At 68.7% G+C, this 13,125-nt stretch carries 14 protein-coding genes; 4 read left to right on the top strand and 10 right to left on the bottom strand.

What is annotated here, in order from left to right:
* Positions 1–24: 24 nt before the first annotated feature.
* Positions 25–390, bottom strand: coding sequence for a hypothetical protein (locus ACFOSH_RS34330; RefSeq protein ID WP_378244137.1), 366 nt, complete (start codon positions 388–390; stop codon positions 25–27).
* 245 nt (positions 391–635) lie between these two features.
* On the opposite strand from ACFOSH_RS34330, the gene leuA reads away from it, so the two are divergent.
* Entirely contained in the window at positions 636–2,393 is a 1,758-nt protein-coding gene (gene leuA, locus ACFOSH_RS34325; RefSeq protein ID WP_378244135.1) for a 2-isopropylmalate synthase, read from the top strand.
* A gap of 564 nt (positions 2,394–2,957) precedes the next feature.
* Here leuA and ACFOSH_RS34320 read toward each other — a convergent pair.
* The gene (locus tag ACFOSH_RS34320; RefSeq protein WP_378244133.1) at positions 2,958–3,584 is read right to left on the bottom strand and encodes a peroxiredoxin-like family protein; all 627 of its coding nucleotides are present in this window, start codon (positions 3,582–3,584) and stop codon (positions 2,958–2,960) included.
* Positions 3,585–3,642: 58 nt separating this feature from the next.
* On the opposite strand from ACFOSH_RS34320, the gene ACFOSH_RS34315 reads away from it, so the two are divergent.
* Entirely contained in the window at positions 3,643–4,251 is a 609-nt protein-coding gene (locus ACFOSH_RS34315; protein ID WP_378244131.1) for a TetR/AcrR family transcriptional regulator, read from the top strand.
* On the opposite strand, the gene ACFOSH_RS34310 is transcribed toward ACFOSH_RS34315, so the two are convergent.
* On the bottom strand, positions 4,208–5,146 hold the full coding sequence (locus ACFOSH_RS34310; RefSeq protein WP_378244129.1) for a LysR family transcriptional regulator: 939 nt from the start codon (positions 5,144–5,146) through the stop codon (positions 4,208–4,210). The two genes, ACFOSH_RS34315 and ACFOSH_RS34310, sit on opposite strands and share 44 nt — an antisense overlap.
* Before the next feature lie 87 nt (positions 5,147–5,233).
* Here ACFOSH_RS34310 and ACFOSH_RS34305 point away from each other — a divergent pair, with 87 nt between their 5' ends.
* Positions 5,234–6,157, top strand: a complete 924-nt coding sequence (locus tag ACFOSH_RS34305) for an EamA family transporter (RefSeq protein WP_378244127.1) — start codon at positions 5,234–5,236, stop codon at positions 6,155–6,157.
* Here ACFOSH_RS34305 and erm read toward each other — a convergent pair.
* Both erm and ACFOSH_RS34295 read right to left on the bottom strand, forming a co-directional pair.
* The gene (erm, locus tag ACFOSH_RS34300) at positions 6,060–6,788 is read right to left on the bottom strand and encodes a 23S ribosomal RNA methyltransferase Erm (protein ID WP_378244125.1); all 729 of its coding nucleotides are present in this window, start codon (positions 6,786–6,788) and stop codon (positions 6,060–6,062) included. The two genes, ACFOSH_RS34305 and erm, sit on opposite strands and share 98 nt — an antisense overlap.
* Positions 6,789–6,971: 183 nt before the next feature.
* Entirely contained in the window at positions 6,972–7,670 is a 699-nt protein-coding gene (locus ACFOSH_RS34295) for an SDR family oxidoreductase (protein ID WP_378244123.1), read from the bottom strand.
* 86 nt (positions 7,671–7,756) lie between these two features.
* On the opposite strand from ACFOSH_RS34295, the gene ACFOSH_RS34290 reads away from it, so the two are divergent.
* Entirely contained in the window at positions 7,757–8,320 is a 564-nt protein-coding gene (locus tag ACFOSH_RS34290) for a CGNR zinc finger domain-containing protein (protein ID WP_378244121.1), read from the top strand.
* Here the strand turns inward: ACFOSH_RS34290 and ACFOSH_RS34285 are convergent.
* The 5 genes from ACFOSH_RS34285 to ACFOSH_RS34265 all read right to left on the bottom strand — a co-directional run bounded on the left by ACFOSH_RS34285 (position 8,313) and on the right by ACFOSH_RS34265 (position 13,116).
* Positions 8,313–8,954, bottom strand: coding sequence for an SDR family oxidoreductase (locus ACFOSH_RS34285; RefSeq protein ID WP_378244119.1), 642 nt, complete (start codon positions 8,952–8,954; stop codon positions 8,313–8,315). The genes ACFOSH_RS34290 and ACFOSH_RS34285 overlap by 8 nt on opposite strands.
* Positions 8,955–9,065: 111 nt before the next feature.
* Positions 9,066–10,184 (bottom strand): ABC transporter ATP-binding protein, encoded by a 1,119-nt coding sequence (locus ACFOSH_RS34280; protein ID WP_378244117.1) that lies wholly within the window; start codon positions 10,182–10,184, stop codon positions 9,066–9,068.
* Positions 10,181–11,176: an ABC transporter ATP-binding protein gene (locus tag ACFOSH_RS34275; protein ID WP_378244115.1), complete on the bottom strand. Its 996-nt coding sequence runs from the start codon at positions 11,174–11,176 to the stop codon at positions 10,181–10,183. Before ACFOSH_RS34275 ends, ACFOSH_RS34280 begins: the two co-directional genes overlap by 4 nt.
* Before the next feature lie 6 nt (positions 11,177–11,182).
* Positions 11,183–12,118, bottom strand: a complete 936-nt coding sequence (locus tag ACFOSH_RS34270) for an ABC transporter permease (protein WP_378244113.1) — start codon at positions 12,116–12,118, stop codon at positions 11,183–11,185.
* The gene (locus ACFOSH_RS34265; protein WP_378244111.1) at positions 12,115–13,116 is read right to left on the bottom strand and encodes an ABC transporter permease; all 1,002 of its coding nucleotides are present in this window, start codon (positions 13,114–13,116) and stop codon (positions 12,115–12,117) included. The genes ACFOSH_RS34270 and ACFOSH_RS34265 overlap by 4 nt, the downstream gene beginning before the upstream one ends.
* Positions 13,117–13,125 lie beyond the last annotated feature (9 nt).

Genomic DNA, 13,125 nt, shown 5'->3' with positions numbered 1-13,125 from the left:
CTTTTGAGCGTAGTGCCCCGAAGGCTAAGCGGAACCGCCCACGCGGCGGATGATCTTCGCGAGAATGGCCGTGACCACCATCCAGAAGACCGCGGCGATGCCGTAGTTGATCAGCACGCGGAGCTTGGCGTCCTCGGGCATGAAGAGATCCTTGAAGCCCAGCAGCAGACCGTCGGCCCAGCCGCGGACGAACGACACGATGCCGTTGTCCGGGTTCGCCTCGCCGATCACGAAGACGACGTGCAGCACCAGGATCGCCGCGAAGACCAGCCCGACCCAGCGGACGACGCTCGCCAGCACCCCGGCCGCGCGGCCGCTCCCGGCCCGCCAGTCGACCTTGCGCCTGGTCTTCTGATCAGCGGTTTCCTTCTCTTCAGCGTGCTCGCCCATGCCGGGCAGTGTGGCACGCCACCTGGTCCGATTGCTACCCGCGAGTAACCCGAATGGGCGCCCCTGGTGGTCACGGTTCGATCGCGGCCCGGGTTTCCTTTCGGGAGATCACGCGGTTAAGGTGGCGTCGTGGCTCGAGCTCTCCTGCTTCGCTGCCGCGACGGGGCCTGATCGGACCGGCTCCCCGTCGCGGGGCTTCGTGGTGCCGGTCGTCGCACCCGATTCTTCAGGAGAACCGTCCCCTCATGAGCATCCGTAAGCCCACTCGCCCGGCCCCTTCCGAGCAGGCCGCGTGGAACACCCAGCGCGGCACTTCGATGCCCGTACATCGCTATCGCCCCTGGTCAGAGCTGGTCGAGGACATCAACCTGCCCGACCGCACCTGGCCGGACAAGCGCATCGACACCGCGCCCCTGTGGTGCGCGGTCGACCTGCGCGACGGCAACCAGGCCCTGATCGACCCGATGTCGCCCGCACGCAAGCGCAAGTTCTTCGACCTGCTGGTCCGCATGGGCTACAAGGAGATCGAGGTCGGCTTCCCGGCGGCCTCGCAGACGGACTTCGACTTCGTCCGCGAGATCATCGACGAGGGCGCCATCCCGGACGACGTCAGCATCCAGGTACTGACCCAGTGCCGCCCGGAACTGATCGAGCGCACCTTCAAGTCTCTCGAAGGAGCGCCGCGCGCGATCGTCCACATCTACAACTCGACGTCGATCCTGCAGCGTCGTGTCGTGTTCCGTGAGGAGCGCATCGGCATCACGAAGATCGCTTCGCAGGCCGCCGAACTGGTCGTCGACTTCGCGGCGAAGCAGCCGGACACCGACTTCCGCTTCCAGTACTCGCCGGAGTCCTACACCGGCACCGAGCTGTCCTACGCGCTCGAGGTCTGCAACACGGTCACGGAGATCTGGCAGCCGACGCCGGAGAAGCCGGTCATCCTGAACCTGCCCGCCACCGTCGAGATGGCGTCGCCGAACATCTACGCCGACTCGATCGAGTGGATGCACCGCAACCTGGACCGCCGCGACTCGGTGATCCTGTCGCTGCACCCGCACAACGACCGCGGCACCGGCATCGCCGCCGCCGAACTGGGCTTCCAGGCCGGCGCGGACCGGATCGAAGGCTGCCTGTTCGGCAACGGCGAGCGCACCGGCAACGTCGACCTGGTCGCGCTGGGCATGAACCTCTACAGCCAGGGCGTCGACCCGCAGATCGACTTCTCCGACATGGACGAGATCAAGCGGACCGTCGAATACTGCAACCAGCTGCCGGTGCACGAACGCAGCCCGTGGGCCGGTGACCTGGTGTTCACCGCGTTCTCCGGCAGCCACCAGGACGCGATCAACAAGGGCCTCGACGCGCTGAAGGTCGCCGCCGACCGGGCGGGGACGCCGGTCGACGAGCACCCGTGGGAGGTCCCGTACCTGCCGATCGACCCGAAGGACATCGGCCGTAACTACGAGGCCGTGATCCGCGTGAACTCGCAGTCCGGCAAGGGCGGCGTGGCCTACATCATGAAGGCCGAGCACCAGCTCGACCTGCCGCGGCGCCTGCAGATCGAGTTCTCGAAGGTCGTCCAGCGCCACACCGACACCGCGGGCGGCGAGGTCGACCCGGCCACCATGTGGAACGCGTTCTCGGCCGAGTACCTGGAGCTGAAGACGCCGCTGGAGCTGGTGCGCCAGCACGTCAGGGACAACGGCGACGGCGAGTACGACATCACCGCCACCGTGCGGGTCGAGGGCGACGAGCACGAGGTCACCGGGCGCGGGAACGGCCCGATCGCGGCCTTCTTCGACGCGCTGTCGACCGTCGGGTTCGACCTGCGGCTGCTGGACTACAGCGAGCACACGCTCTCGCCGGGCGACGACGCGCGGGCGGCGTCGTACATCGAGTGCGCGATCTCCGACCGGGTGTTCTGGGGCATCGGGATCGACCCGTCGATCGTGACCGCTTCGCTGCGGGCCGTCGTGTCGGCCGTGAACCGGGCGAACCGGTAGCTTCCGTCGTTCGTTCCGTTCCGTGAAGGCCTCCTTGAGGGACCCTGGGTCCCTCAAGGAGGCCTTCACGGACTTGACGCTGCGGGAAGTGCGCGGGGTCGCGTGCGGCCGGGTCGGTGCAGCGGGTCGTGAGTGGTAAGTCGCGTTAGAACGACATTTGCCACTCACGACCACCCCGGCCGACACCTCACCGCCACGCACTCCGCGAAGGCCTGATGCCGCGAAAGTGGCTTTCGCGACGTGCTTCGGCCCCAATGCCACTGGCGGCGTCCCGTGAAGGCCTCCTTCCCTACCTTGAGGGTAGGGAAGGAGGCCTTCACGGACTTCTGCGTCGGTGGCCGTGCCGGAACGCGGGAGCAGGGCGGCCGCTCGTGGCTTCACGTCCTGGGCAAGGTGTCGGCGCGGGGGGTCGTGAGTGGTAAGTCGCGTCAGAGCGGACCGGTATTCGCCTGCCTACCGGTGACCTGCACGAGGCTGGCGATCCCAGCGGATGCCCGATCGACGGCGAGGTCACCCAGTCCCAGACTTTCACCTCACCGCCACGTCTGATGTCGCGAAGGCCTCCTAGAGGGCTTTCACCGCGGCCAGGATGTCGGCCGGGTCGGTGCGGGTGGTGTAGTCCGGGTGGGCGTCGATGTAGCGGATGACGCCTTCGCCGTCCACGACCAGGACGGTCGGGTACGGCAGTTCCCATTCCCGCGCGCCGTTGATCTTCTCGACGTCGCCGACGAGCGCGTCGAAGGTCGGCTTGAGCTCTGGGTCCTGGCGGAACGTGATGCCGAGCGCGCGCCCCAGCTCGTTGTCCACATCGGACAGAACCGCGAACTCCAGATCCTTTGTGGACAGTGAGTCGTCCGGCAGCTGCGGGCTGACCGCGACCAGCTTCACCCCCAGGTTCTCCAGTTCCGGCAGCAGCTCTTGCTGATACGCGCGCAGCGCGAGGTTGCAGTACGGGCACCACGCGCCGCGGTAGAACACCACGACCGCGGGCCCGTCCGCGACCCGCACCCGAGCGCCACCGGCGTCCGGCAGCGTGAACTCCGGCATCGCCGCCCCCGGTTTCACCGCCGCCTCGGCGACGACACCGACGAACTTCTCGCGATCGGCCTTGAGCACCGGCGCGACCTCCTCCGGCACCTGCTCCGCGACAGCGGCACGCAGGTCGGCGAGGTCGTTGTCGAGATCCCCCATGGTCGGCTCCTTGAGTTGTACTGATCGGTACAGTGCGGTCGACTGTACTATTCAGTACATGGATGGTCAACCGGTCGCTCCGACCCCGCGCGGACGCCTGACCCGGGATGCGATCGTCGACGCGGCGGCGGAACTGATGTACGTCAACGGCGTCGCCGGGACGAGCGTCGACAAGGTGCTCGCGGCCAGCGGGGCCGGGAAATCGCAGATGTACCACTACTTCAAGAACAAGGATCAGCTCGTCGAGGCGGTCATCGCCCGCTTCCTGGAGAGCATCCTCGGCAACCAGCCGACGATCTTCGCGCTGCACGACTGGGCCGACTTCGACCAGTGGGCCCAGGAGATCCTGGCCATCCAGACCACCCCCAAAGGCCCGATCGCGTGCCCGCTCGGCAACCTCGCGGGCGAGCTCGGCGACAACCCCAGGATCGCGCCGCTGCTCGACAAGGCCTACCGCGAATGGGAGTCCCATCTCGAGAACGGCCTGAATTCCTTGCAGGAACAGGGAAAGCTCGCCGAGGACGCCGATCCGGCCCGGCTCGCGCAGGCCGCGATGACCTGCGTCCAGGGCGGCCTGCTGATGGCCCACCTACGGCACGACATCACGCCGATCGCCGACGCGCTCAAGATCGCACTGGACCACCTGAAGAGTCACGCTCACCCGTGAGGGCCTCGACCTCGTCGGCGAGCGCGTCGAGCACCTTCGCCACCGCCGGCCGCGAAGACGCGCCCAGCCGGCAGACCGCCTCGACATGCCTGGCCGCCTTGATCCCGGCGAGCGGACGGCAGACGAGACCGCTGCCGCGACGAGTGTCCACTGTGTACCGGGGCAGTAGCGCGATCCCGTGCCCGGCGGCCACCAGCCGTTCGATGATCCGGAAGTCGTTGATGCGCTGCACGACCCGCGGCCGCACGCCGGTGCGGATGATCAGCGACTGGAGGATGTCGTCGACCGGGAACCCGGCGTTGACGCTGATCCAGCTTTCGTCGGCCAGTTCGGCGAGTTCGACACGGCGCCTTTTCGCGAACCGGTGACCCACCGGGAACGCGACGTCGAGCGGCTCGCGCAGCAGGTGCCGCGACTCCAGCCGCTCCGAGGCGAGCGGCGGCGCGTGCTCCTCCCGGTGCGCCACCACGATGTCGTAGTCCGCGACGAGTCCCGGCACCTCGGGCGGTGTCATGTCGACGTCGCGCACGATGACGTCCAGGCCCTCGAACCCCGCCGTCCGGTGCAGCAGGCCGGGCAGCAGCATCAGCCCTGCCGACTGGAAGATCGCCATCCGGACACGGCCGCGTGGGGCGCTGCGGTAGGTGTCCAATTCGGACTCCGCACGATCGAGCGCGGCGAGCACGTCGTCCGCGCGGGCGACCAGCGCGCGGCCCGCGTCGGTCAGCCGGAGCCCGCGCCCGGCCGGTTCCGTCAGCGCGAGACCGACGTCACCCTGCAGGGCGCGCAGCTGCTGGGAAACCGCGGACGGCGTGCAGTGCAACGCCTTCGCGGCCGCCGTCACGCTGCCGCGGTCGGCGAACTCCCGCAGGGTCCGCAACCGGCCGATGTCCATCCCGCCAGCATATGTGAAGCGAAACTGAACGGTCGCTGCAAATATTCTCGCTGGTCCTAAATGGTCATCCCACGTAAGAGTGAAGGTATGCCCGCCCGCGATCGTCTGCTCGCCCTGCTCGTCGTCGTCCTCTGGGGCTGCAACTTCCTCGCCATCCACGCCACCCTCGGGCAGTTCCCGCCCGTCTTCGCCGGCGGGCTGCGCTTCGCGGTCATCGCGATCCCGACCATCCTGTTCGTGCCGTGGCCGAAGGTGAAGATCCGCCACCTCCTCGGCTACGGGCTGGGCTTCGGCACCGGGCAGTTCGCCTTCCTCTTCATCGCGATGGACACCGGCATGCCGACCGGCCTCGCGTCGCTGGTGCTGCAGGCTTCGGCCCCGTTCACCGTCCTGCTCGGCGCCGTCTTCCTGCGGGAACGCGTCTCCGGACGGCAGCTCGCCGGGATCCTGCTCGCCGTCGCCGGGATGGCGACGATCGCCTGGCAGCAGGCCGGGAACGCCGCCCTGCTGCCGGTGATCCTGACCCTGCTCGGAGCGCTGAGCTGGGCTTTCGGCAACCTGAGCACCCGGAAGGCGGCACCGGAAAGCCCGCTGAACTTCGTCCTCTGGATGTCCGTGGTGCCGCCGCTGCCGATGTTCGCGCTTTCGCTGGTGATGGAGGGCCCCGCCGAGATCGGGCACTCGCTGAGCACGCTCGGCACGCCGACCGGGCTGATCGGCCTCGGCGGGCTCGCCTACGTCGTGGTGTTCGGCACGATCGTCGGCTCCGGGATCTGGACGTCGCTGATGCGCCGGAATCCGGCGGGCGTGGTCGCGCCGTTCTCCCTGCTGGTGCCGGTGGTCGGGCTGTCGGTGGCGTTCCTGGTCCTCGACGAGCGGCCCTCGCCGGTGGAGATCATCGCGGCGGCCGTCGTCATCGGCGGGGTCCTGTTCGGTTCGACGAAGCGCCGCGCGCGCGAGCCGGACTTCCTCGCCGAAGCCGAAACACCTCAGCCCACTGGTGTGCGGTGAGCTTTTTGGGCGGGGCGCCGCGACCGGTGAACACCCGCCGTACGAAGTCCTGGTAGCGCTGACGATCCGCGTCGTCGACTAGCGGATGCTCACGGCGGGTCAGGGTGAGCAGACCGCCGTCGACACCGGGCTTCGGGCGGAACGCCGTGGCGGGCACCCGGCCCGCCAGCCGGAAGTCGAACCACGGCCACCACTGCGCGGTCATCATGGTGGCGCCACCGACCCCGGCACGGCGGCGCGCCACCTCCCACTGCACGAGCAGGACGGCGTCCGTCCAACCTGGGGCGGAGAGGACGTGGCGCAGCGTCGCGGTGGTCAGGTGGAACGGCAGATTGCCGACCAGGACATGCGGCGTCTTCGGCAGCGGGAACCGCAGGAAGTCCGCGGCGACGATCTCCGTGGCCGACTGGACGCGGCCCGCCAGCCGGGCGGCGCGGCGATCGTCGAGCTCGATACCGGTCAGCCGCCTGCCGAGCCGCTGCAAGGGCAGGGTCAGCGCGCCGTCGCCCGTGCCGAATTCGATGATCGGCCCGTCGGTTCCGGCGACGAGCTCCACGACGGTTTCGATGGTGTTGCGGTCGATGAGGAAGTTCTGGCCGAGTTCGTGACGGCCAGGTCGGTGTGTGCGCAAGGGGTCTCCGCGGCTTCGAGGTGAGCCGGGCAGCCTGAAGCAGGCCCGGCGATGGCTCGCTCGGGCGGCGGTTCCTTGCTGGACGCGCGGGATCCGCCGCTAGGCGCGGCGGGTCCTGGTGAAAGCGGAAGCACACATGGCGGCGAAGCTACCTCGGGCCGGTGCGCTTCCGCCAACGGTTTTCTACGCGGCGATCCGGCTGGTGCCGAGCTGCTCGACCGGACCGGACAGGGCGGCCTTGACCTGGCGGGTGAGGTCGTCGGTGAGCACCTCGGTCTCGCCCTTTTCGAGGCCGTCGACGACCTGGCGGGCGACGTCGCGCGGGTCGTTCTTCTCGACCTCGAAGCCCTGGGTCATGTCGGTGTCGGTGTAGCCGAGGTGGACGCCGACGACCTGGGTGCCCTGTTCGGCGAACTCGATCCGGAGCGAGTTGGTGAGCGACCAGAAGGCCGCCTTCGACGCGCCATAGGAGCCTGAGCCCGCCGCCCACGACAGGACGGAATGGACGTTGACCAGCGCTCCGCCGTCCTTGAGCTGCGGCGCAAACGCTTGCGCGACGCGGAGCGCACCGAAGACGTTCGTCTCGAAGACCGGGCGGTGCGCGTCGATGTCTTCGGCGAGCAGCGAGCCGAGCCCGATGACGCCGGCGTTGTTGAAGACGACCGTCGCGTCGCTCGCCTCGGCGGTCAGCGCGCGGACGGATTCCGGGTCGGTGACGTCGAGCGGGAGCGGGACGATCCGCGGATCGGTCTCCTCGCGCGGCGCCCTGGCCGTCGCGTAGACCTTGGCGGCGCCACGGGCGAGCAGTTCGGCGACGAACGCCTTGCCCAGTCCGCGCTGCCCACCGGTGACCAGGACGACGGCACCCTCGATGGCGGTCATGACTTGCTCCCTTGACAGAAGTGTTCGATGTTTGCCTCTGTCGTCAGATGGCGGCGCGAGCCGACAGAGTCAAGTACGCTTGACCTATGTCATGGACCGCGACGGACCGCTACCGGTTGCGCGCCGCCCCCTCGGGGCTGGCGCTCGTTCAGGACTTCCTCAACACGAAGGGCATCAAGGCGCACGGCCTCGACCTGCTGAGCGACGCCGATCTGGCGCGCCCTTGGGCCGCCGAGGCACTGGCGGAATGGTCGAAGACCCGGGACTCCGACGTTCCCGAGATCACGCTGGGCACGGGCGACCTTCGCGCGCTTCGCGACCTACGGGAGTCGTTCGTTTCGCTGCTGGACGGCGATGACGCGGCCGTCGAGAAGCCGATCAAGGCGGACCTGGCCGTGCGGGACGGCGTCGTCCGGCTGTTCCCGTCCGGCACCGGACGGCAGTGGCTCGCTTCGGCGCTGTGGACGGAGACGCTGCTCGCGCAGCAGGCCGGGATCTGGCCGCGGCTGAAACTGTGCCGCCTCGACGGCTGCCGTTCGGCGTTCTACGACGTCTCGCGCAACAACAGCGGGGTCTGGCACGACGTCCGGAGCTGCGGGAACGTCGCGAACCTGCGGGCTTCGCGGGAGCGGAAGAGGGCGCTCAGCTGAGTGCGGCGAGCGCCGACGGGATCGGCATCTCGCCCCCGATGACGTCGAAACCCTGGTTCTCGGCGAGCGGCTCGTCGAGGGTGGCGACCAGTACCCCGGCGACATCGGCGCGGGAGACGTGCCCGGGTTCGAGGTGACCGCTGAGCTTGACGCGGCCGGTGGGCTGATCGTCGGTGAGCGTGCCGGGGCGGACGATCGTCCAGTTCAGGCTCGAACGGGCCAGGACGCTGTCGGAGATCTGCTTCGCCATCAGGATCGACCGCACCAGGCGATCGCCCTGATCCGGCGCGTCCGCGAACTGCGCGGAAAGCTGCACGAACCGCGCGACACCCGCCTTCTCCGCGGCGCGGATCGCGGTGATCACACCGTCGCGGTCGACGAGGTCGACCGAAGCCTGATCCGGGTCGGGCGCGCCGATCGTGTTGATCACGACCTCGGAGCCGGCGAGAGCTTCGACGAGGTCGTCCGCGTCGGCGGTGACGTCCGCGACGACGGTTTCGGCGCCGAGACCGGCGACCTCCTCGGCCCGGCGGCGGCTGCGCAGACCCGCCCGCACCTGATGTCCCCGCCCCAGCAGAAGCCGGACCACGTGAATCCCCGTCCGCCCCGACGCACCCAGCACTGTGACCCGCATGACAGAAGAGTCTGCCTGATCACCGCCACCCGCGCTGTGTGCCAAGTACATGAAGGCCCCCTTCCTGTACCTAGGCGCAAGGAAGGGGGCCTTCATGTACTTCAAGCGGGACTAGAGGATCTCGGCCGCCGAGCCGACATCGGGCAGTCCGCCGACGTCGGGGTTCAGGTCCCCGGCCCCGACGAGTTCCGCCTTGACCTCGTGCGCCTTGATCCGCCCGTCGCGGATGTCCTCCGCGTAGTGGCACGCGACCCGGTGCCCCGCGCCGATCTCCCGCAACTGCGGGCGGTCGGTGTCGCACAGGCTCTGCTGCTTCCACGGGCACCGCGTGTGGAAGCGGCAGCCGGACGGCGGCCGCGCCGGCGACGGCAGGTCACCGGCGAGCAGGATCTGCTCCCGGGTGTCCTCCACCGTCGGGTCCGGCACGGGGATCGCCGAAAGCAGCGCCCGCGTGTACGGGTGCAGCGGGTTCTCGTACAGCGTGTCGGCGTCGGCCTCCTCGACCAGCGAGCCGAGGTACATCACGCCGATCCGGTCGGAGATGTGCCGCACCACCGCGAGGTCGTGCGCGATCACCAGGTAGGTGAGCCCGAGCTTCTCCTGCAGGTCTTCCAGGAGGTTGACGACCTGCGCCTGCACCGAGACGTCCAGTGCGGACACCGGTTCGTCGGCGACGATCAGGTCCGGCTCGACGGCGAGCGCCCGCGCGATGCCGATGCGCTGACGCTGGCCGCCCGAGAACTCGTGCGGGTACTTCCGCAGCGAGGACTCCGGAAGCCCGACGGCGGAAAGGAGTTCGCGCAGCCGCTTGGCTGTCGCTTCCTTGTCCTTGTCGAGGCCGTGCGCCTTCATTCCTTCGGTCAGAATGGATTCCACCGACTGCCGAGGGTCCAAAGAGGACATCGGGTCCTGGAACACCATCTGCATCCGGCGGCGCGCCTTGCGCAGTGCTTCACCCTTGAGCCCGGCGACGTCCGTGCCGTCGAAGACGACGTGGCCGTCCGTCAGCTCGGTCAGCCGGAGGATCGCCCTGCCCAAAGTGGACTTGCCGCAGCCGGATTCCCCGACCAGTCCGTAGGTTTCACCCTTGCGGATGGCCAAATCGACGCCGTCGACGGCGTACACGTACCCGATCGTCCGGTCGACCACGACGCCGCGCTTGATCGGGAAGTGCACCTTGAGGTCGTTGACCTCGAGCAGCACTTCCGGCTGCGGTGCGGTGTGCGTCATCGGGCCCCTCCTTGTGCGGCCACGGCCGGGATCACCGGATTGTGGCAGCGCAGCAGCCCACCGCGATCGGGGGTCAGCTGCGGTGAAACCTCCCGGCACACGCCGAGAGCGTTCGGGCAGCGGGGCGCGAACGCGCAACCGCCGTCCCACGGGATGTTGTCGGCGACGGATCCCTTGATGGGGATCAGTTTCTCGCCGCGGCCCGCGTCGAGACGCGGGATCGAGGCGAGCAGGCCGTGCGTGTACGGGTGCCGCGGTTCCGCGAACAGCGCGTGCCGCTCCGCCCGCTCGACGATCTTGCCGCCGTAGAGCACGTTGACCTCGTCGCAGAGACCGGCGACGACACCGAGGTCGTGCGTGATCATGATCAGCGCGGTCCCGGTGTCCTGCACCAGTTCCCGCAGCAACGCGAGGATCTGCGCCTGGATCGTCACGTCGAGCGCGGTGGTCGGCTCGTCGGCGATGAGCAGCCGCGGACGGCAGGCCAGCGCGATCGCGATCAGCGCGCGCTGCCGCATCCCGCCCGAAAGCTGGTGCGGGTACTCGGAAAGCCGCCGCGACGGATCGGGGATGCCGACCTTGTCGAGCAGTTCGACGGCTTCCTTCGAGGCCACCTTGCGGGACATCCCGCGGTGCCGCTCCAGCACCTCGGTGATCTGCAGCCCGATCGGGATGACCGGGTTCAGCGAGGACAGCGGGTCCTGGAACACCATGCCGAGGTCACGACCCCGGCGGTCCCGCATTTCCTTGTCCGACAAGCGAAGCAGATCCGTGCCTTCGAACGACACCGAACCGCTGACCTGGTTGCCGCGCTTCGCGAGCAGCCGCATGATCGCCAGTGAGGTCACGGACTTGCCGCAACCGGACTCACCGACGAGACCGACCGTCTGGCCGGGTTCGACGTCGAAACTGACCTCGTCCACCGCGGTGAACGGCTTCTCGCCACGTCGCTGGAAAACGACCTTGAGGTCGCGTACTTCGAGGAGTGCCATCAGAAATCACCGCCTGTTCTTCGGATCGAGGGCTTCCCGCAAGGACTCGCCGAGCAGCGTGAACCCGAGCGCGACCACGATGATCGCGATGGCCGGGTAGTACGCCAGCTCGGGGCGGATGTCGAGGAACTGCCGAGCGCTGCGGCTCAGCATGATGCCCCATTCCGCCCGGTTCGGGTCCGGGTCGCCGAGACCGAGGAACGACAGCGCCGCCGCCTCGAGGATCGCGGTCGCCAGGGTCAGCGTGGCCTGCACGATGACCGGGCCGAGCGAGTTCGGCAGCATGTGCCGCAACACGATCGCCCCGCGCTTGACGCCCAGCGACGTCGCCGCGAGCACGTGGTCGCTGCTTCTCTGCGCGAGCATCGAACCGCGCAGCAACCGCGCGAAGATCGGCACGCTGACCATCGACACGGCCACGATCACGGTCCACTGGCTCGGCTTCTGGAACAGCGCGGCGACGGAGATCGCCAGCAGCAGCGAAGGCACCGACAGCATGACGTCGACGAGCCGCATCAGGACCGTGTCGACCCAGCCGCCGAACGCGCCGGCGAGGCCGCCGATGAGCATGCCGACCGCGACCCCGATGATCGTCGCGAGCACGCCGACCAGCAGGGTGTTCTGCGCGCCGACCAGCATCCGCGAAAGGTAGTCGCGACCGAAGTCGTCGACACCGAGCGGGAAGCCGGGCTGCGCGCCGGGGATGATGCCCTGGCCGAGGATGACCTGGCTCTGCAGGTACCGCTCGTAGGGGTCCTTCGGCGCCAGGAGCGGCGCGAAGATCGCCACCAGCAGGAACAGGCCGGTGATCACGGCGCCGGTGATGGCCACCGGGCTGCGCAGCATCCGCCGCAGCGCCTCGCCACCGAGACTGTGTCCCTTGGCCGACGACGCGGCGAGCTTGTCGATCGGCTCTTTCTTCTTGTTCAGCAAGGTGTTCATCGGACACGCACCCTCGGGTCGATGAGCCCGTACGAGATATCGACCAGCATGTTCACCAGCACGTAGACCAGGGCGCCGAACAGCAGCAGCGCCTGGAGCCGCGGGTAGTCACGCCGTTCGATGCCTTCGGCGAGCAGGAAACCGAGGCCGCGGAAGTTGAACACCCGCTCGGTCAGCACCGCGCCGCCGAGCAGCGCACCGGTCTGCAGGCCGATGACGGTGACCACCGGCAGGAGGCCGTTGCGGAGCACGTGACGGCGCCGGACGACCGGCTGGGTCAGGCCCTTCGAGTTGGCCGTGCGGATGAAGTCCTCGTTGAGCACGTCCAGCACCGACGCGCGGGTGATCCGGACGATCACCGCGAGCGGGATGGTGGCGAGCGCGAACGCCGGGAGGATCAGGTGGGTGATCGCGTCCCAGGCGGCGTCCCATTCCTGGGTGATGATGCCGTCGAAGACCGCGAACCCGGTGACGGTGGTGGCGTCGAGCCCCGCCATCTGACGGCCCTGTGAAGGAAGTCCCAGCGGAGCGGCCAGCACGTCCTGCATCATGTAACCGAGGAAGAACACCGGCACGGCGACGCCGACCAGCGACAGCACGATGATGACGTTGTCGACGGGCCCGCCGCGGAAGCGGGCGGACAGGTAGCCGAACGGAATGCCGAGGCACACCGCGATGAGCATCGCGCAGAAGCCGAGCTCGAGGGTGGCCGGGAGGAAGTTCCCGATCTCCGACATGACCGGCTGGGCGGAGACCAGCGAGTTGCCGAAGTCGCCGGTGATGGCCCGGCCGAGGAACTTGAAGTACTGGACGAAAATCGGATCGTCGAGGCCGAGAATCCGGTTGAGGTCGGCGATCTTCTCCGGGGTCGCCTTGTCACCCAGGAGGGCGCCGGCGGGGCCACCGGGCAGGGACCGGAGCCAGGCGAAGATCAAAATGGACAGGATCAAGAGCGTCGGTATCGCTTGTAGCAGCCGACGCACGAGAAAACGGAGCACGTGCGTTCC

It is taken from the genome of Amycolatopsis speibonae (assembly GCF_042647925.1).
In the GTDB taxonomy this organism is placed as follows: domain Bacteria; phylum Actinomycetota; class Actinomycetes; order Mycobacteriales; family Pseudonocardiaceae; genus Amycolatopsis; species Amycolatopsis speibonae.
This window is presented reverse-complemented; position numbering and strand designations above follow the sequence as displayed.

Bases quoted from the DNA above. Each gene is read 5' to 3' on its own strand.
- ACFOSH_RS34330 (WP_378244137.1), bottom strand. From the start codon at position 390: ATGGGCGAGCACGCTGAAGAGAAGGAAACCGCTGATCAGAAGACCAGG.
- leuA (WP_378244135.1), top strand. From the start codon at position 636: ATGAGCATCCGTAAGCCCACTCGCCCGGCCCCTTCCGAGCAGGCCGCG.
- ACFOSH_RS34320 (WP_378244133.1), bottom strand. From the start codon at position 3,584: ATGGGGGATCTCGACAACGACCTCGCCGACCTGCGTGCCGCTGTCGCG.
- ACFOSH_RS34315 (WP_378244131.1), top strand. From the start codon at position 3,643: ATGGATGGTCAACCGGTCGCTCCGACCCCGCGCGGACGCCTGACCCGG.
- ACFOSH_RS34310 (WP_378244129.1), bottom strand. From the start codon at position 5,146: ATGGACATCGGCCGGTTGCGGACCCTGCGGGAGTTCGCCGACCGCGGC.
- ACFOSH_RS34305 (WP_378244127.1), top strand. From the start codon at position 5,234: ATGCCCGCCCGCGATCGTCTGCTCGCCCTGCTCGTCGTCGTCCTCTGG.
- ACFOSH_RS34295 (WP_378244123.1), bottom strand. From the start codon at position 7,670: ATGACCGCCATCGAGGGTGCCGTCGTCCTGGTCACCGGTGGGCAGCGC.
- ACFOSH_RS34290 (WP_378244121.1), top strand. From the start codon at position 7,757: ATGTCATGGACCGCGACGGACCGCTACCGGTTGCGCGCCGCCCCCTCG.
- ACFOSH_RS34285 (WP_378244119.1), bottom strand. From the start codon at position 8,954: ATGCGGGTCACAGTGCTGGGTGCGTCGGGGCGGACGGGGATTCACGTG.
- ACFOSH_RS34280 (WP_378244117.1), bottom strand. From the start codon at position 10,184: ATGACGCACACCGCACCGCAGCCGGAAGTGCTGCTCGAGGTCAACGAC.
- ACFOSH_RS34275 (WP_378244115.1), bottom strand. From the start codon at position 11,176: ATGGCACTCCTCGAAGTACGCGACCTCAAGGTCGTTTTCCAGCGACGT.
- ACFOSH_RS34270 (WP_378244113.1), bottom strand. From the start codon at position 12,118: ATGAACACCTTGCTGAACAAGAAGAAAGAGCCGATCGACAAGCTCGCC.